This is a genomic window from Janthinobacterium sp. GW821-FHT03C10, assembly GCF_059420865.1.
Genome location: NZ_JBWKUN010000010.1, coordinates 1 through 18,961 on the forward strand (window position 1 = coordinate 1; position 18,961 = coordinate 18,961).

The following is an 18,961-nucleotide window of genomic DNA, read 5'->3' on the forward strand; positions in this document are numbered from 1 at the left end:
ACCCGTCACCGTCAGGGCTTTCGGCGTGATGCTGGCCGTCAAGCCGGTCGGATTGGCCACCGTGTAGTTGCTGGCCGCACCCGAGCCGTCGAGCAAGGTGGTGCCGCTGACCGTCACGGCTTTCGCATTGCCCACGTTCTTGTCGCCGAAGGCCGCCGTCTGGCCGCCGATGGCCAGGGTCTCGTCGCCCACCAGGCCGGCCAGGCTGCCGCCGATCAGTTGCGCCACCGCATTGCCATCGTAGACCTTGTTGCCCGCCACCTGGCCCGTCACCGTCAGGGCTTTGGGCGTGATATCGGCCGTGCCGCTGGATACATTGCTAGCCAGAATGTAGTTACCGGCATCCGCACCAGCCAGCGTGAGGCCGCTGACCGAGACCACCTTGCCCGTGCCCGCATTCTTGTCGCTGAACAAGCCAGAGCCTGCAACACTCAAGCTGTCGTTGCCAACAATACCATCGAAGGTCGCCGTGCCATTCAAGGTGGCGGTTCTCAAGCCATCATAAATCTTTTTGTTGACGCCCACGTTCGACACGCTGCCGATGCTGGCCTTGGCAATGTCGGCCACGCCGCTGGCTGTCGTGCTGCCCAGGATGTAGTTGCCCGCGTCCGCGCCGCCCAGGGTGATGCCGCTGACGTTGACGCTCTTGCCCGTGCCCGCATTCTTGTCGCTGAACAAGCCATTACCGGCGACACTCAGGCTGTCGGCGCCGATGATGCCGGTGAAGGTCGCCGTGCCATTCAGCGTGGCTGTGGCGGAACCATCATAGGTCTTGTTGTTGATGCCCACGTTGGTCACGCCGGTGATGCTTGCCTTGCTGATGTCGGCAGTCACGTTGCCCGGACTGGTGAAAGTGTAGTTGCTGGCCAGGCCTGTGCCATCCTGCAAGGCCGTGCCGCTGATCGTGACCACCTTGCCCGTGCCGGCGTTCTTGTCGCTGAAGCTGCCGACACCGCCGATGAAGTTCAGCGTTTCACCCGCGACCATGCCGCTCAAGGTGCCACCCGACAAGACTGCCGCCGCCGTGCCATCGTATACTTTATTGCCCGCAGTCACACCGGAGAGCGTGACGGCCTTGGGCGTGATACTGGCCGTGGCGCTGGCCGTATTGTTGAGGAAGTCATAATTGACCAGATCGCTGCCGGACAAGGTGATATTGCTGACATTGACGGCCTTGTTGGTCCCCACGTTCTTATCCGTGAAGGCGCCATTCGCACTAAACAATTGCACGTCGTCGCCGGCAATCTTGCCATTGATCACGGCCAAGCTGGCACTGAGGCTGGCGCTGACGTTGCCGTTATAGACCTTGTCATCGGCGCTCAAGCCAGTGATGCCCGTAATCGTTGCCTTCGCGATATCACCCGTCAGGCCGCCAGGCGCGCTCAGCGTATAGTTGCCGGCCAGGCCGCTGCCATCGCTCAAGGTCACGCCGCCGATTGTGATGGTCTTGCCGGTTCCCGCGTTCTTGTCGTTGTAGCTGGCGCCCTGCACGGTAAAGCCCAGGGTTTCCGCATTGACCAGGCCATTCAAGGTGCCGCCGCTCAGGTTCGCACCGGCTGTGCCGTCGTAGACTTTATTGTTGCCGCCCAAGCCCGTCAAGGTCAGGGTCTTCGGCGTGATGCTGGCCGTTCCGGCCGACGAACTGCCGACCGTGTAGTTGCTGGCCAGGCCCGTGCCATCGCCCAGACTGGCGCCCGTGACGGTGACGGCCTTGCCATTGCCCGCGTTCTGGTTATTGAAGACGCCGCTGGCGCTGTTCAAGACCAGCGTTTCCGAACCGACCAGTCCGCTCAGGACGCCGCCCGTGAGGGCCGCCGTGGCGTTGCCGTCATAGGTCTTGTCCGCCGCCGTCGCGCCCGTCACCGTCAGCGCCTTCGGCGTGATGTTCGCCGTTCCGGCCGACGAACTGCCGACCGTGTAGTTGCTGGCCAGGCCAGTGCCATCGCCCAGGCTGGCGCCCGTGACGGTGACGGCCTTGCCATTGCCCGCGTTCTGGTTATTGAAGACGCCGCTGGCGCTGTTCAAGACCAGCGTTTCGCCATTCACCAAGCCGCTCAGCGCGCCACCTGTGATGGCCGCCGTGGCGTTGCCGTCATAGGTCTTGTCCACCGCCGTCGCGCCCGTCACCGTCAGGGCTTTCGGCGTGATCACCAGGCCGCCATCGATATAGCTGATCGCATAGCCGGCCTGGCCGCCCGACGAATACAGGCCGCTGGCCGACACGCCATACGTGCCCGCATTGACGGCGCCTGTGGCATTGCCCGCATACGCGACCGTACCGAGCAGGCTGGCGCCATCCACCGTGTTCGAGTAGGTGACGCTATTGCTGCCGCCAGCGTAGGCCACGCCGTCATACACCTTGCTGTCGTAGGAAACGCGCACGGCGACCTGCTTCATGAACGAGCGCAGGAAAGGCGCGCTCTGGCCGTCGTAGACCACCCACATCTGCGCCAGTTCCCAGCCGGCGCCCGTGTAATTCGACAGGTTCTTCAGCAGCGCCGTCGTCATGCCCGTGCCGCCCGCGCTGGCCGCCTGGCCGCTGCTCACCGTGTCCCAGTAGCTGCCCGTGACGCTGCCCGCACCGGCGCCCACCAGGCCGCCCACATTGCTGGAACCGCTCACGCTGCCGTTCGCGTAGCTGTTGGCGACGCTGCCGCCATTGCTGCCCACCAGGCCGCCGACGGCGCTCGTACCGTTCACGGCGCCGCTGGCATAGCTGTCCACCACCGTGCCTGTATTGCTGCCCACCAGGCCGCCTCCGGTGGACGTGCTCGTCACGCCGCTGGTGGCAAAGCTGCCGCTGATCGTGCCCGCATTGCTGCCGGCCAGTGCGCCCACATTGGTGCCGCCCGCCACGCTGCCGCCGGACAAGCCCACGTTCGCCACCACGCCCCCGCTGCCGATGGTGCCGAACAGGCCCACGTCGCTCACGCCCGCCTTGGCGATGTTCAGACTGGAAATGATATGGCCGGTGCCATCCAGGCTGCCCGTGAAGGCCGAAGCCGCCGTGCCGACGGGGATGAAGCCCGTGCTGCCCCAGATATCCTTGCCATTGGCCGCCGTCGTGGCGGCGCTGAAACTGCTGCCCAGCGTGTAGCTGGCAGCCTTGTTCATCGCCATCAATTGCAGCTGGTGCGTGGAATTGATGGTATTCGACCACTCCGACGCCAGCATGGGGCGCGTGCCGGCGCTTGCGCCATTGATCGCGCCATCGCCGCTGACGAGGACCCAGTTGTTGCCCGTCGCGCCGCCCGTGGTCGTGAAATTGAAGCCCACATAATTACTCGATACCAGCATCTGCGCTGTGCTCAGCCCTTGCGCATTCGAGGTGGCGCCATTGAAGCTTTGGCCGATGCCATTCAGGCCGGAATTAATCGTGCTGTCAAAATAGGCGCGGTTGACGCTACCGCCGTTATGCTCGCCGACGATGGCGCCCACGCTGGCGCCGCCCCCCGTCACCTTGCCTGTGGTGTACACATTCGTGATGGTGCCGCCCACGTTGTAGCCGACGATGCCGCCCGCCAGCGAGGTGTTCTGCACGTCGCCGGTCGCATAGCTGTTGCTCAAGGTGCCGCGCAACAGGCCCACCAGGCCGCCGACGTAGCCGCCGGTGGAGATGACCTTGCCTGTCGCATAACTGTTGCTGATGCTTGACTCAGAGCTGTCGCTCGTGCCAACCAGGCCGCCAGCACTGCCCGAGGCATTCATCGTCCCGGTGGCGTAACTGTTACTGATACTGCCCGTATTCACGCTGACCAGGCCTCCGCCGTAGTTGCCGCCAGAATTGACCGTGCCGGTGGCATAGCTGTCGCTGATCGCGCCGCGGTTAATCACAACCATGCCGGCCGCCATGTAATGCGGCGTGGTGACGGTAGCGGCGCTGGAGCTGTTCTTGACAAAGGCGCCCAAGGCATTGGTGCCCACCAGGCCGCCCGCCGCCGCATAGCCGCCGGCCGTCACCGTGCCTGCGCTGGCACTGTTGCTGATCGTGCCATTGTTAATGCCCACGAGGCCACCGAGATTGACATAACCTGAGCCGGTGACGCCGCCGCTGCTGCGCACATTATCGATCTTGCCGCTGTTGACGGCAGCCAGTGCGCCTATGCCCGCATAGGTGCTGCTATAGTTGGCGGCCGATCCGGCAACGCTGACGCCGCTAAAACCCAGATTGCGCACGGCAGCGGCAGCGCCGATATTGCCGAACATCCCGACAGGCACTTCAGGACGGTTGATCGTCAATCCCACGATTTCATGGCCCAGGCCATCGAGCGTGCCCGTGAATGGCGTCGCATCGCTGCCGATGGGCGCGAAGCCCTTGCCGCCATCCCAGCCGGAGGTGCCGCGCGCATCGATATTGCTGCCCAGCACATACTTGCCGGACAAATTGCCCTGCATGCCCTGCACGTCGCTGCCGGTCGTGCTGTTGAACGCGCCCAGGCTGTTGATCACCTGATACACGACGACGCTGCCATTGCTGCCCAGCTTGGTGCTGAAGTTATTCCCCGATGGCAAGTCCACTTCGGCCTTGACGTTGTACGTGGACAAGTTACCGGCGGCGAGCCCGCTCTGTCCGTATTCGAGGGCCAGGCTGGCCGTGCCCGCGCCGCGCATGGCCTTGTTGATATTGATATTGTTCTGTGCCGTCAGGGTCAGCTTGTTGGCCGTCCAGTTGACGTTGTCGTTGACGTTGATGTTGCCCTGCGTGCCGCTGCCGCCGGACACGCTCTGGATCTGCACATTGCCCGACTTCAAGGAGTTGCTGAGGAAAGCGCCCGTCATGTCGCCGCCGGAAACGGCGATATTGAAGTCGGTCGGGTCGATCAGCCAGGTGCCGGCCAGGCCCTTGCTCGATGCCGTCGTCACCTTCAGCCCATCGTCGATCTTCACGTGCGCGGCCGAGGTGTCGATGAAGCCGCCATTGCCTTCAGCGGGCGCGCTGGCGTCCAGCGTGCCGCCCGCGTGCACCGTGCCGCTCTGCATGTCACCGAGCAACTTGATCGTGCCGCCGCGCGTGTCGATGGTATGCGCCTCGATCACGCCCGTGTTGTTGACCACGGTTTTCAGCAAGTCGCCCGCCGCCTGCGCCGTCAGGACGACGCTGCCGCCGTCAGCCTGGATCATCCCGCCATTGTTGACCAGCGCGCCCACGGCGCCCTGGTCCACCGCCACGTTCAGCAAACCGTCACCGGCCACGTCCAGGGTGATGGCGCGGCCCGCCGCCAGGGCCACCGAGCCCAGGCGCGCCTGGATCGTGCCTTCGTTCGAGACGTTGGCGCCCAGCAAGGCCACATAGCCGCCCGGCGCGTTGATGCTGCCCTGGTTCAAGACCTTGCCGCTGCCGTTGCCGGAAAACTGGTATTTGCCCGCCATGAAGTCGCTATTCGAGATGTCCAGGGTGGAGGCCACCAGGCCCGCCGTGTTCACGGACGCGCCCTGCCCGAACAGCACGCCGTTCGGGTTGACGATGAACACCTTGCCGTTGGCCGACAAGTTGCCCAGGATGGTAGTACCGTCGCCGCCCAGCACGCGGTTCAGGGCCACCGCATTGCTGTTGGGCTGCTGGAACTGCACCGACTCGCCCTTGCCGATATTGAAACTGGCCCAGTTGATGACGGCGTTCTGGCTGCCCTGCTGGATGACGGTGGAGCCGGGCGCGCCGTTGATCGTTGCCTGGCCCGCCACCACCGTGCCGCCCGCCGGCCCCGCCAGGGCCAGCGAGCCGTAACCGAGCATCAGCGCCGCCGCCATGCTCTTCAAGGCGAAATGCGCCCCGCCCCCGCTGCATCCGGGCATCGAGCGCTTGCCTGCGGATTTGACGTTTTCGGAAACGGCGGCGTAAGCGCCGGTGGCCTGGTTCCAGATGGAGCGGTAGATGCGGTTCATGGCAATGTCCTGATGTCTTTATTGATGTAGTAATTTAGAAATATTTGATCGCTTGCAGCCAGAAGCGGCCTGCCGCATCGGGTGCCGAGGTCGCCTTGGCATTGCCCAGCTTGTGCGCGTAATACGCTTTCAGGACGAGCGCATTGGCGCCCGTCCACGTCACGCCCACGCCGGCGCCGCTGAGGGTGCGGCGGTTCTCGCCCGCACTCCAGGCGTCGCGGTTCAGCTTGACGGTGCCCGTATCGGCAAAGGCCAGCACCTGCAGCTGGCCGGGAAACGCCGTGAACGCCGTCACGTTCTGGCGCAGCTCCAGGTTCAGCACGTAACCCTGGTCGCCATACGCCTCGCCGCCCGGATAGGCGCGCACGCCGCCCACGCCGCCGATACCCATCTTTTCGGAAACATCGAGGTTTTTCGACGCCGCCTGGCCGCTGATGATGCCGAACAAGCTCGTCTCGCCGCCCAGGCTTTGCACGCGCGCCGCGTTGAAGGCAAGCTTGTTGAAGTGGCCGTTGCTTTTCACCGTCAGCTGGTCGATCAGCAAGGCTACCGGCGTCTCGATATCGATCTTGCCCGTGGTGTACGTGACGGAATAGGTGCTGACGCCACCGCCGCCCCAGCCGTCCTTGCTGTCGCCATTCAGGTTCAGCATCCACACTTTGGCCGTCTTGTCGTTGACGCTGCCCGTCGATTCCGTCCTGTCCTGGAATTTCTTGTCGTCGTAGCTCACTTGCGCATACAGATTGTTGCTGCGCGAGCGGATCAGCGGATAACTGCCATACGCGCTGGCGATCTTCGCCGTTCCCTTGGCGTCGAGCACGGCAAATTCCTTGCCCAGCTTGTAATCCATATACGTGTAGGCGCCGCCCAGACGCAACAGGCCCGCCTGTCCCTGATAGGCCAGGCGGCCGTAGTTCAAGCCGTCAGCCGAGGTAAAGGCGCGCACGGTGGCCACGTCGCCGATGCCGGCCAGTTCATTGATGTTCAGGGTGGCGCCGATGCGGTTGCGGCCCGTGTAGCGGTTGCCCTGGTTGTCCAGGTCGATGCTGCCGTTGAAGCGCGAGCCCGGCTGCACGTCGACGATCAGGTCGGACGCACCCAGGGACGCCCCCGGCGCCAGGGTCGAGCTGACCTGCACGCCCGGCAAGTCCGACAGCAGCAGCAAGCGCCGCTCCAGTGGCGGCGTGGCGATCACCTGCCCATCCAGGCCGGCCAGTATCGTGCCGGCCAGGCCGTCAGACAACTTGCTCTGATTGCGCAACTGCACCTGGCCATATTGGCCCGGCAGCACGTGGATGGCGACGATGCCATCGTGGATATCTTGCGCGGGCAGATAGGCCTGCGCAAGGAAATAACCGCGGTTCTGATAATAGCTGGCAATTTTTGACGCCATCCCGCGCAGTTCGCCCAGGGTCAGCTCGCTGCCCGGGACAAAACCCGTGGCGGCGACCAGTTCGCTCTCGGCAAAGACGGGCGGCGCCGTGATCTGCAGGCGCCGTACCGTGATGCGCGTGGTATCGCCCACCGTGGTGGCCGGCACATTACCCTGCTGCACGCGGATGGCCGGCGGCGCTTTCGGCAACTGTGGCGCGGCGGGGATCTGCTGCAATTGGCTACCGGAACTTGGCGGATCGACGGCCCAGGCGGTCTGGATCAGCGCCAGCAAGGTCAATGGAAGTAATTTGGTATTCAAGGTCATCCTTTCAGGCGGCGCGCCCGCGCCAGGCACGCCGTTTCCGGCTGCACTGGCGGGGAATACAAGAGCTTGAAGAAAAATATTCTTTTGCTACCAATGTTAAATAGAATGGCAACTAAAAAATAAAATTCTCAACGGCAACATTGCTCCATTTTAGCGCGTCATGAGACGCGAAAATACCTGTCTGAGGGAGTGATTCACTCTGTTGGTGCAGCCAAAACACGTGCGTCAGCAAAATCCGTAAAATCACCTGAAAACGCATCTTTCCGCTCAGAAATTCGTTGTCTTCATGCAACAAACTTCCCTGATGCTTACTATCGAGATGCTACTTTTCACTGCCCAAATATTGGTTTCAATGATGAATTATTGATATTGTCGCAAGATAAAACAATGTTACTATTTTGCATACACCGCTTCTATTCCAGCGACGCAATTTCTTGCGCCATCAGCGCATGTAACATTCTTGCAAAAATGAATTTCCAATGAATCAATATCGATAGTGGAAATGACTGAAAAAAACAGGCGGGACAGCCAGCTCGCATGTCGGGCACAGGGCCGACATGCGAGCTGGCTGCGGATAGGAAGAGAAGGTGAAGTGCGTTACCTGTTCAGCACGTATTTCGCCAGGGTCGCCGCATCGGCTACACTGAGCTGGCTGAATGGCGGCATGGGCACGGACCCCCATTTGCCGGCGCCGCCATTGCGGATGTTGGCCGCCACGGCGGCAACGCTGTCCTTGCCCTTGTATCTGGCCGCCACTTCCGCAAAGCCGGGCCCGACGACTTTCTGGTCGAGGGCGTGGCACGCCATGCAGCCGTTCGCCGCCAGCAAGGTTTTCACATCCTTGCCGCCGGCGGCCGGGACAGCCGCTGCGGCGGGCTTCGTTGCGACGGCAGGCGCCGCGGCGCCCCGCTCCGCGCCATAGGTTTTCACCAGGTAGTCGACCATGGCCGGCATGTCCGCATCGTCAAACTGGGCGCCGAACGGCTTCTTCATCTTCTTGACGGTCGCTTCCCAGTAGGCGCGCGGCGAAGCGGGCGGCTGGCTCGATGCATACTGGGCCGCGTGACACGTCATGCAGTTGCGCTGCACCAGCTGGTAGCCGGGCAATTCGCTGGGTTTGTAGGTGGCCGTTTCCGGCGGCAAATGAATTTCCAGCGCGCCCGCGCTGCCGGCAAGCGCCAGGGTCACGGCGGTGGCAAGTGTTCTGATCAGCATCTGGTTCTCCTCACACTGCGTCGATGCGCGTGGTTTCCACCACGTTGCGCATATAACCCATGGGATTCCACAGGGCTTTCATAGGCTGGCTCTGGCCGATGCGGTTGACGGCGCGCACCATCAGCACGTGCTTGCCCTTGCGCGGCGCCTTCATGACCATGGTCCACTCGCGAAACGAGAAGCGGCCCAGGTCCTTGCCCAGCTTCGCTTCCTGCCACGTCTGGCCGCCGTCCACCGACACCGTCACCTCGCTGATGCCCTGCCCGCCATCGAAGGCGATGCCGCGCAAGGCCAGGTCGCGCCCCGCCTTCACCCGCGCGCCATTCTGCACGCTGGTAATAAAAGAGCGCACGTTGAGGCGGCTGATCGGCGTCGTCTTGCCCACGGGGGCGCCCGGCTCGATGAAGCCGGAGCCGTTGTCGGGAATGCGGTAGCCCGTGCTCATCCAGAAGCCGTCGAAGGGCTTGTCGAGCACGGTGATGTCGCTCAGGTGCTTGACCCAGTAAGTGCCATAGTAGCCCGGCACGATCAGGCGCAGCGGATAGCCGTTGAGGAAAGGGATGTCCTCGCCATTCATGGCCCAGGCCAGCATCACGTCGCCGGCCATGATGTGCTCGACGGACAAGGCTTTCTGGAAGTCGGGACCGTCGCCCACGGGCGGCGTTTCCAGGCCATTGAAGGCCACCTGCACGGCACTGGCAGCGATGCCGGCCTTTTCCAGCACGGTTTTCAGGGGGATGCCCGTCCAGCGGGCGTTGCCCATGGCGCCATTGCCCAGCTGCCCGCCGTTGGCGCGCGGGGCGAAGAAGCCGCGGCTGTTGCCCGAACATTGGGTCACGGCCACCACGTCGACGGGGTCGGCCAGCTGTTTGAGTTCGGCCAGCGACAGTTCCAGCGGCGTCTTGACGAGGCCGCCGATGCGCAGGCGGTAGCTGCCGCCATCTATGCTGGTCGGCAAGCCGCTCCAGTGATAGCGCACGAAAAACGCGTCGTTGGGCGTGATCGCGCCTTCATTGAAGACGCTGAACGGCGTTTCCAGCTGGGGCGGACGGCTGGTCAGCAGGATCAGCGGGCGCTTTTGCGGGAAGGCCACCAGTTCGCGCTCGCCATTTTCAAACGGCAAAGTAAGGGAAGCGGAGGCAGCCAAGGCTGACCCAGGGCCCGCCACGGCGGCGGCGCCCAGGGCGGCCGTCGTGCGCAGGAAGCGGCGCCGGCCTGCAGGCAACAGGGTCGTATCAGACATGTTTGAGCTCCACTTTGGTGTCGGCCGCTTCGCCGCCGTTGCGGTCATCGTTGACCAGTTTCTTGATGTAGTACATGACGCTCATGATGACCACGCTCAACAGGCCGAACCAGAACGACACGCGCTGCTCCGTATCGGACGACACGCTCATGGCGCCCAGGATCACCAGCATGGCGATGATGGTGAAATACGTCAGGTAGGGGAACAGCCACATGCGCACCTTGATGCGTTCCGGGCATTCGCGCTCCAGGCGGCGGCGCAAACGCAATTGAGATATCGCAATCAGCAGGTAGACAAACAGGATCAGGATGCCGTAGGAGTTGACGATGAAGGGGAAGACCAGGTCGGCCGACACATACGAGACGGCAATGGCGAAGTAGGCGAACAAGGTGCTGAACAGGATGGCGCGAATGGGCACGCCATTCTTGCTCAGCTTGACCAGGCCCGTCGGTGCGTCACCGCGGCGCGTCAGCGCAAAGATCATGCGCGACGAGGCGTACAGACTGGAGTTCAGGGCCGACAGCACGGCCGTCAAAATGATGGCGTTCATGATGTGGGCCGCGTACGGAATGTTCATGACGGTCAGGGCGCTGACGAAAGGCGTGGCGATGGCCGGCGAGTCCCAGGGCACGATGCAGACGACGACGAACATGGAACCGACATAGAACATCAGCACGCGCGTGACGACGGAATTGGTGGCGCGGGCGATGGCCTTGGCCGGGTCCGACGTTTCGGCGGCGGCGATGGTGACGATTTCGGCGCCCGAATAAAAGGCCGTGGCGGCGACGGCGCCGCTCAGTACGGGGCCCCAGCCGTGGGGCATGAAGCCGCCATGGCTGGTCAAAAAGCCCAGGCTTGGGATGCTGTTAGGCAAGCTGCCCGTGATGAACAGGGCGCCGACGAACAGGAAGACGATGATGGCGACCACCTTGATCGAGGCAAACCAGAATTCGAATTCGCCGAAGGCTTTCACCGAGAACAGGTTGAGCACCGTCATCGACACGAGCAAGACCAGGCTGATGGCCCACGAAGGCACGTCGGGCAGCCAGAAGTTGACCAGCTTGGCGCCGGCGATGGCTTCCAGCGCCACCACGACGACCCAGAAATACCAGTACATCCAGCCGCTCATGAAGCCGAGGAATTTCGAGACCTTCGGCTTGTCGTCGAAGGCCAGGCGCGCATATTCGTAAAAGGAGCCGACCACGGGCAGGGACGAGGCCAGCTCGCCCAGCATGCGCATGATCAGGACGACCAGGCCGCCCGTGAGCAGGAAGGATAGGATGGCGGCCGGGCCGGCGGCCTTGGCGATGACGCCGCTGCCGACAAAGAGGCCGGCGCCGATCACGCCGCCGATGGCGATCATGCTCATGTGGCGTTGCTTCAGCGAGTGCTGCAAGCCCGTGTTGTTGTGGTTGTCGCTAATCATGTTTGTCTCCTGTTAAAACACCTGACAACGCCTACTGCGCGTCGCGATTTGCGGCCTCCGATGCTCACTGTGCATCCGCACAGCTCCGCTTCTCAGCCACAACTCACTGCCGCTCGCTACGGCGATTGTCATGTGTTGTCAATATCTGAAGCTCGGTGCGCCCTGGCCTGCTGCGGCTTGTTCTTGCCGCGCGGCTTTGTTTTATTTGAGCAACACCGTCAAGCAGCATCGATACATCATCAAATCAGTCTGGTTGGCTGCATGCCATAAGTCAATCTGGAAATGCAGCGGCCCGGCGCGGCGCCCAAGGGGCAAGCGCGCTGGAGGATACGTACGGGGTATGGCTGAGTTATTGCTGGTTAAAAAATGGGAGCGGCGGCAACACTTGTGGCATTAGCGCCACTCCCGGGAACGTCTTACACCTTGCCCTTCCATGGCACGAGAGTACGTTCGAGGTAGCGCATCATCAAATCAAACAGGAAAGCGAAGAAGCCGATCACGATGATGCCCATGATCACCACATCGCTGGCCAGGAACTCGGAAGCGCTGAGCACCATGTAGCCGAGACCGCGCGTGGCCGCCACCATCTCGCCCGCCACCAGGGTGGTCCAGCCCACGCCGATGCCGATGCGCATGCCGGTGAGGATTTCCGGAATCGCCGCGCGCAGGATCACGTGCACGATCACCTGGAAACGGGTGGCGCCCATCGAGTAGGCCGCGTGGATTTGCTCCAGCGACACGGAGCTGACGCCGGCGCGGGCCGCGATGGCCATCGGCGCGAAGATGGCCAGGAAGATCAGGTAGACCTTCGAAAACTCGCCGATGCCGAACCAGATGATGACCAGTGGCAAGTAAGCGAGCGGCGGCAACGGACGGTAGAACTCGATCAAGGGATCGAAGATGCCGCGCGCCACGCGGTTCACGCCCATCATCACGCCGATGGGAATGGCCAGCACACAGGCCAGGCCGAATGCGCCAAACACCCGCACCAGACTGGCGACAGTGTGTTCCCACAGGGTGGCGCCGCCGAAACCGGTGGTGGCCGCCATGATGAATTTTTCATAGACAGCTTGCGGCGACGGCAGGAACAGGGGTTTCACGAGGCCGCTGGCCGTCACGCCAAACCACAGCAGCAGCACGGCGATGACGGTGACGGTGGCGATGCGGCTGGAATTGCCCTGCCCCGGCGCGCCGAACGCTTCGCCGGGCATGGCGCAGCGGGGAGCGAACAGGCGGCCAAAGAAACCGGCGCGCTTGGCGCTGGCGAGAGGAAATCCCACGACGGATGGGCTATGCATGGGACACCTCCAGCTCTTTGTTGACTGCGCGCTCGTCGCCATAAATGATGTTGAGCACCGTTTCACGCATCTTGATGAAGTCCGGACTCGATTTCACGGCGCGCGCATCGCGGCATTCGAGGAAGCGCTTGTTGAAATCGAGTTCATACGTGTGCGTGATGCGGCCCGGACGGGGCGACATGACGATCAGCCGGTTCGCCAGGAACAGCGCCTCGTCGACGCTGTGGGTAATGAAGAAGAACATGGTGCTGGACTTGGCCCAGATATCGAGTAGCAACTCCTGGATGGTTTCGCGCGTCAGCGCATCGAGCGCCGCCATCGGCTCATCCATCAGCAGCATGGCGGGATTGCACGTCAGCGCGCGGGCGATGCCCACCCTTTGCTGCATGCCGCCCGACAACTGATAAATCATATTGTCGTGAAAGTCCTTCAAGCCCACGAGCGCCAGGTTCTTGGCCGCCTGTTCGCGCCGCACGGCTTTCGGCACGCCTTGCAGCTTCAGGCCGAATTCCACGTTTTCCATCACGTCCAGCCACGGCAGCAAGGCGTGTTTCTGGAACACGACGCCACGGTCGGCGCCAGGCCCTTCCACCTTATTGTCCCCGAGCATGATTTCCCCCTTGGACGGGGCAATAAAGCCCGCCATCAGGCTCAGCAAGGTTGTCTTGCCGCAACCGGAAGCACCGAGCGCGACGACGAAGTCGCCGCTATTGATGGTGAGATTGATATTATTTAAGGCATGTACGCGTTCACCGGCCGTCTTGCCCGGATAAATCACGCTGACATCCTTGACGTACAGATTTTCCATCGTGTCCCCACAGTTCTGTTCAACGCACTCTGTTCAGTCAGCGCGCCCGCAGGCGCGCCATCGCACAACGTTTACTTCAGCAGGCCGGCGGCCTGTGCATACTTGGGTGTCACATATTTGGCGTAGTCAGGGGCCAGCGTATCGATCTTGCCTTCGCCCTTCAAAAATTGCGCCGTGGCCAGCAAGGCTTGCGCCACGCCGCCCTTCGCGCCGCCACCGAGCCAGGCAGGCGAAGCCTGCTCCTGCAACGATGGATAGGCGTACAGGGCCACGGAAGCGGCCACGTCCTTGGCAGCCGCACCCGAATGCTTGACGTTGGCTTTGACTTGCGGGGAATCGATGGTCCACGCCTTCGGATTGGCGCGGTAGTCGGCGTCGGCAGCGGCCATCACCTTGACGAACTTGGCCATGAAATCGGCATTCGCCTCGCCCCAGGCGCGCTCGACGGCCATGCCGTCAAACGTGGCCTTGCCCTTCTTGCTCAGTTCGCCAGAGGTCACCAGCACCTTGCCGTTTTGCTTGAGTTTGCTCAAGGCCGGGTCCCACACGAAGGCCGCGTCGATATCGCCCCGCTCCCAGGCGGCGGCGATCTGGTTCGGCTGCATGTTGAGCAATTTCACTTCCGTGGGCTTGATGCCCCACGTTTCCAGCGCGAACATGGTGTGGAAGTGTGTGGTGGAAACAAACGGCACGGCGATCTTCTTGCCGCGCAAGTCGGTCGGTTTGCTGATGCCGGCGCCATTGCGGGCCACCATCGCTTCGGCTTCGTTGATGTCGTCGATGATCCAGAACAGCTGCAGGTCGACGCCGCGGCTGACGGCCGCCGTCAATGGGCTGGAACCGATGACGCCGATCTGCACGTCGCCGGAAGCCATGCCGGTGGCCACCTTGGCACCCGAATCGAACTTGCGCCAGTTGATTTTGTAGCCGGTGGTCTTTTCCACCTCGCCGCTGGCGATCGCCACCAGGAAGGGACCGTTGATTTCCTGATAGGCAATCGTCACTTCCTTGCCCTGCGCGAAGGCCGTGCCGCTCGATGCGACCGCCACGCCCAGCACCAGGGTGCCGAGGACGGCGCGGCGCATCGTTGAAAAAACCGTTTTGCTCGTATTTGTGTTCATGTCTCACTCCAAGTTATTGTTATGTGTGAACGTTCGGGCAATCTCATCCTTGCGGATGGCGCCGCTGGTTGCTCTTTGTCAACCATACGGCGGCTTAGTACGGCTGCTGCTATTTAAAACACTTCATCCTTCAAGTGATACCAGCGGTACAGGAAGCGCTGGCCCAGGCGGCGGAACGGGGCGAACGCCTGCGACTCGACCAGTTCCATCATGTTGGGATACGGCAATTTCGAATTAAAGATCGGCAAGCCCGTGTCGCTGGCCTTGCCCGCGATGCGCTCGGCCATGCGCCGGCCCGCCTGTGCCGAATACATGACGCCGTTGCCGCCGTAGCCGAGCGAATAGAAGATCGATTGCTTCGGGTCCGGTTGCACGATGCGCGGCATCATGTCGTGGCTGACGTCGACCCAGCCCCACCACGAGTAATCGATGGGAATACCGGTCAGCGCGGGGAACTTGCGGTGCAGATCGTTGATCAAAAACTGTTTATATCTGTCGTCCGGCGCGTCGGCGCCCGTGATGGCGCTGCGGCTGCCGATCTGCACGCGGTTGTCCGGCATCAAGCGGTAGTAGTGGCGCAGGATGCGCGTATCCGTGATCACCTGGTGGGTGCGGAAATTGCACGCCTCGATTTCCGCCGGGGTCAACGGGCGCGTGACGATGGAATTCGACAAAATCGGCAGCAGCCGGTTCTTCACTTGCGCATGCAGGTGGGGCGAGGTGTAGCCGCCCGTGGCCACGGCCACGGAGCGGGCACGCACCACGCCGCCCGGCGTTTGCAGATAATGCACGCCATTGCGCGTCTCCCAACCCATCACGGGACTCGATGGATGCACTTTGGCGCCCAGCGCGCGCGCCTTGCGCAGGTAGCCGAAGGCCAGCTTGCCCGCGTGGATGCCGATGCCTTCCGGCTCGTGCAGGGCACCCGCCGCTTCCTTGTCGTCCACATACTCGCGCTTGACGGTGTCGGCGTCGAGGATGCGCGCGTCGTACTTGAAGATGTCGCGCATGACCTTGGCTTCTTTTTCCAGCGCGGGCATGGCTTTCGCCTTGTGGGCGATGTACAGGTGGCCGCCCGGCTGCGGGTCGCAATCGATGTCGGCCGTGATCTTCTTGAAGGTTTCCATGGCGTCGCACACTTCCGTGTGCAGCTTGAGGGCCGTGTCCATGCCGTATCGCGCGATCCACTGCGAGCGCTTCAGGCGGCCCGTCGTGCATTGCGCCTGGCCGCCGTTGCGCGTGCTGCAGCCCCAGCTGACCCGGTTCGCTTCCAGCACGGTGGCCTTGATGCCGTGTTCCTGGGCCAGGAAGATGGCGCAGGAGAGACCGGTAAAACCCGAGCCGATGATCGCCACGTCGACGTCGATGTCATGCGTGATGGGACCGTCGTCGGCGGGCGGCTCGCCGGCCGTGCCGATCCAGTAGGTGGGCGCGTAGGCATTGCCGTGGCCGGGCCGCTGGGCCACCAGCGGATCGTAGGCGGGATCGTAGGCCGTGCGGGCAGCGGTGCTGTTGCCCAGTACGTCAGATGGGGTGTCGACAGGTTTGTTCATGATCATTCCTGGTGAACGTGCTGGCTTAAGCTTTGACGACGGGTGGGCGATCCTTGCGGAAGGCGTTCTTCACGGCGATCTTGCCATCGCGGAAAGTAAAGATGTCGACCATGCGCGCCTCGATGCGCGTGCCGTCCGCCTTGGTGCCGGCAAAGGTCGATTCCGTCACGCCGCGCTGGCCGCTGACGAAATGCACGGGGTTCAGCCAGGCCGCGTCGGGAAAGGTTTGCCAGACCAGCTCGAAACCGGCGCGCACGGCGTCGCGGCCGATGAAACTCTTGCCCAGCAAGTCAGGACCGGCCACAGCGTGGAATTCGCAGTCGTCGGCCATGGCGGCCATCAAGGCCTCGATATCGTGGCGGTTCCAGGCATCGCCGAACGCTTGCAGGAAGTCGATGGTGACGGCGTCGGTGTGCGGTACAGGGTGGTTCATGGTGGTCTCCGTAAATCGTTTTTGATACGCTACGTTCCGTTTTTTGTCTTTTATTGAATTTAAGCCTTAAGCATGGCCTTGTCAAATCAAATAATCCAAAAAACGGGACGCCTTGTATTCTTTAATGAAATTATGATGTTTTCGTGACAATCTGTGAGAATTTGATCACAACGCTTTGTCGGATTACGCCGGGCTTTCGCCCGGCTAATCCGACCTACACAGTCGCGTAGGTTGGGCAGGTTGGGTAGGTTGGATTAGCCTGAAAGGCGTAATCCAACAACCTCAGCGCATCAAACGTAGTCTTTATACTTATCCAGATGACGCACCGGCTTGCTCAGCGCATCGCGGCGGAACGGGTCGCCCAGCTCGCGCGTGCACATGATTTCGATGATGGTCGTCTTGCCTTCATTCATCTGCATGTCGATCGCCTTCTTCAATGCCGGACCCACGTCTTCCAGCTTGTCGACCGTGATGCCTTCGGCGCCCATGGCCCGCGCGATCTCGGCGAAGCTCTGGTTGTCGAGCTCACCGGCGACGAAACGGCGGTTGTAGAAATCGACCTGGTTCTTCTTTTCCGCGCCCCACTGGCGGTTGTGGAACACCACGGCCGTCACGGGAATGTTGTGGCGCACGCAGGTCATCGTTTCCATCAGGCTCATGCCCCAGGCGCCGTCGCCCGCATACGACACGGCCGGACGGTGCGGTGCGGCCACCTTGGCGCCGATGATGGTCGGGAAGGCATAGCCGCAGTTGCCAAAGCTCATCGCTGCAAAGAAGCTGCGCGGCTTTTCGAAGCGCAAGTAACTATTTGCCACCGAATTGATGTTGCCGATGTCGGTCGATACCATCACGTCTTCCGGCATGGCTTTTTCCAGCTCGCGCAGCACCTGGCGCGGGTGCAGATAGTTGCCCGGCTCTTTCTTCGGCTCTGCGATCATGTCCAGGCCGTAGGCATCCATTTCATGGGTCCAGTTGGTCAACTCCTCTTCCCATGCGGCCTTTTCCGCTTGCACGGTGGCATAGCGCGCGTCGCGCGTGGCATCGCAGTCGAGCGTCTTGCCATCGAGGCGGGCAATAATCGCCTTGGCGGCCGCCTTGGCGTCGCCGCAGATACCGACCGAAATCTTTTTCACCAAACCGAGCATCTTGTTGTCGGCGTCGATCTGGATGATCTTGGCGTTCTTCGGCCAGTAATCCATGCCGTGCTGCGGCAGGGTGCCGAACGGTCCCAGGCGCGAACCGAGGGCGACGACGACGTCGGCCTGGGCGATCAGTTTCATCGCCGCTTTCGAGCCTTGATAGCCGAGCGGACCGCACCACAGCGGGTGGCTGGCGGGAAACGAGTCGTTATGCAGATAGCTGTTCACCACGGGCGCGCCGAGGCGCTCGGCCAGGGCCTTGCACTCGTCGATCGCTTCGCCCATGACGACGCCGCCGCCCGAGATGATCACGGGGAACTTGGCCTTGGCCAAGAGCTCCGCCGCATCATCGAGGCTTTTCTCGCCGCCGGCGCCGCGGTCCAGGCGGTTCGGTTTCGGGATATCGGCCTTGATTTCGCCATAAAAATAGTCGCGCGGGATGTTCAGTTGCGTCGGCCCCATTTCCGACATGGCGCGGTCAAAGCAGCGGCCCGTGAATTCCGCCATGCGGGCAGGATTGGTCACGTGGCCTTGATATTTCGTGAATTCCTCGAACATCGGCAGCTGGTTCGCTTCCTGGAAGCCGCCCAGGCCCATGCTCATCGTGCCTGTTTCCGGCGTGATGATCACGACGGGGGTGTGCGCCCAGTAGGCGGCGGCAATCGCCGTGACGCAATTGCTGATGCCGGGGCCGTTCTGGCCGATGACAACGCCATGGCGGCCCGAGACGCGGGCATAGCCGTCAGCCATGTGGCCGGCGCCCTGCTCGTGCACGACGGGAATCAGGCGGATGCCGGCCGGGGCAAAGATATCCATCGGGTCCATGAAGGCCGAGCCCATGATGCCGAACATGTCGGTCACGCCATTGGCGGCCAGGGTTTCCACGAACGCTTCGGACGGCGTCATCTTTTGCGGGCCTACAGGTATCGCGGCTGCGGCGGCGGCTTTTTGCTCGGTCATGTCATTCATGGGTGTCTCCTGGTCTGTGGTAATGAACTGCAGCGTATTTATCAATTTATTTATCAAAAAACGGTATATTTTGTTCCGAAATTTGATATACAATTCAATTTAAGCGTTCGGCAATCAAAAGTCAAACAGAATTTCGAGGAAACGGTACAATTTGAGTTCGAAAATGAAATAAGC

Annotated in this window: 11 protein-coding genes; all 11 read right to left on the minus strand. The window is 62.1% G+C overall.

All coding sequences use genetic code 11. The features are described 5' to 3' along the window. The coding region (locus AC07VH_RS26110) for a YDG domain-containing protein (RefSeq protein WP_494804037.1) at nucleotides 1–5,883 on the minus strand (5,883 nt) is incomplete at its 3' end. 34 nt (nucleotides 5,884–5,917) lie between these two features. Then, a complete protein-coding gene (locus tag AC07VH_RS26115; RefSeq protein WP_494789498.1) occupies nucleotides 5,918–7,576 on the minus strand; it encodes a ShlB/FhaC/HecB family hemolysin secretion/activation protein in 1,659 nt (552 codons plus the stop codon). 603 nt (nucleotides 7,577–8,179) lie between these two features. After that, nucleotides 8,180–8,797: a SorB family sulfite dehydrogenase c-type cytochrome subunit gene (sorB, locus tag AC07VH_RS26120; RefSeq protein ID WP_494789497.1), complete on the minus strand. Its 618-nt coding sequence runs from the start codon at nucleotides 8,795–8,797 to the stop codon at nucleotides 8,180–8,182. Between the two features lie 10 nt (nucleotides 8,798–8,807). Continuing rightward, nucleotides 8,808–10,040: a SorA family sulfite dehydrogenase catalytic subunit gene (gene sorA, locus AC07VH_RS26125; protein WP_494789496.1), complete on the minus strand. Its 1,233-nt coding sequence runs from the start codon at nucleotides 10,038–10,040 to the stop codon at nucleotides 8,808–8,810. After that, complete coding sequence (locus AC07VH_RS26130) at nucleotides 10,033–11,466, minus strand: amino acid permease (protein ID WP_475413608.1); 1,434 nt, start codon at nucleotides 11,464–11,466, stop codon at nucleotides 10,033–10,035. Before AC07VH_RS26130 ends, sorA begins: the two co-directional genes overlap by 8 nt. Nucleotides 11,467–11,882: 416 nt before the next feature. Then, the gene (locus AC07VH_RS26135; protein WP_475413723.1) at nucleotides 11,883–12,677 is read right to left on the minus strand and encodes an ABC transporter permease subunit; all 795 of its coding nucleotides are present in this window, start codon (nucleotides 12,675–12,677) and stop codon (nucleotides 11,883–11,885) included. A 79-nt stretch (nucleotides 12,678–12,756) separates the two neighbouring features. Further along, on the minus strand, nucleotides 12,757–13,572 hold the full coding sequence (locus AC07VH_RS26140; protein WP_494789495.1) for a taurine ABC transporter ATP-binding protein: 816 nt from the start codon (nucleotides 13,570–13,572) through the stop codon (nucleotides 12,757–12,759). Nucleotides 13,573–13,643: 71 nt separating this feature from the next. Beyond that, a complete protein-coding gene (gene tauA / locus AC07VH_RS26145; RefSeq protein WP_489628185.1) occupies nucleotides 13,644–14,693 on the minus strand; it encodes a taurine ABC transporter substrate-binding protein in 1,050 nt (349 codons plus the stop codon). A 113-nt stretch (nucleotides 14,694–14,806) separates the two neighbouring features. Further along, nucleotides 14,807–16,246: an NAD(P)/FAD-dependent oxidoreductase gene (locus AC07VH_RS26150; protein WP_489628186.1), complete on the minus strand. Its 1,440-nt coding sequence runs from the start codon at nucleotides 16,244–16,246 to the stop codon at nucleotides 14,807–14,809. Between the two features lie 25 nt (nucleotides 16,247–16,271). Continuing rightward, the gene (locus AC07VH_RS26155) at nucleotides 16,272–16,679 is read right to left on the minus strand and encodes a nuclear transport factor 2 family protein (RefSeq protein ID WP_494789494.1); all 408 of its coding nucleotides are present in this window, start codon (nucleotides 16,677–16,679) and stop codon (nucleotides 16,272–16,274) included. Between the two features lie 290 nt (nucleotides 16,680–16,969). Then, nucleotides 16,970–18,778: a sulfoacetaldehyde acetyltransferase gene (xsc, locus tag AC07VH_RS26160; RefSeq protein ID WP_494804038.1), complete on the minus strand. Its 1,809-nt coding sequence runs from the start codon at nucleotides 18,776–18,778 to the stop codon at nucleotides 16,970–16,972. Between the last annotated feature and the right edge of the window lie 183 nt (nucleotides 18,779–18,961).

Coding starts and splice junctions, on each gene's coding strand:
- sorA (WP_494789496.1), bottom strand. CDS start 10,040: ATGTCTGATACGACCCTGTTGCCTGCAGGCCGGCGCCGCTTCCTGCGC.
- AC07VH_RS26135 (WP_475413723.1), bottom strand. CDS start 12,677: ATGCCCGGCGAAGCGTTCGGCGCGCCGGGGCAGGGCAATTCCAGCCGC.
- xsc (WP_494804038.1), bottom strand. CDS start 18,778: ATGACCGAGCAAAAAGCCGCCGCCGCAGCCGCGATACCTGTAGGCCCG.
- AC07VH_RS26130 (WP_475413608.1), bottom strand. CDS start 11,466: ATGATTAGCGACAACCACAACAACACGGGCTTGCAGCACTCGCTGAAG.
- sorB (WP_494789497.1), bottom strand. CDS start 8,797: ATGCTGATCAGAACACTTGCCACCGCCGTGACCCTGGCGCTTGCCGGC.
- tauA (WP_489628185.1), bottom strand. CDS start 14,693: ATGAACACAAATACGAGCAAAACGGTTTTTTCAACGATGCGCCGCGCC.
- AC07VH_RS26140 (WP_494789495.1), bottom strand. CDS start 13,572: ATGGAAAATCTGTACGTCAAGGATGTCAGCGTGATTTATCCGGGCAAG.
- AC07VH_RS26150 (WP_489628186.1), bottom strand. CDS start 16,246: ATGAACAAACCTGTCGACACCCCATCTGACGTACTGGGCAACAGCACC.
- AC07VH_RS26155 (WP_494789494.1), bottom strand. CDS start 16,679: ATGAACCACCCTGTACCGCACACCGACGCCGTCACCATCGACTTCCTG.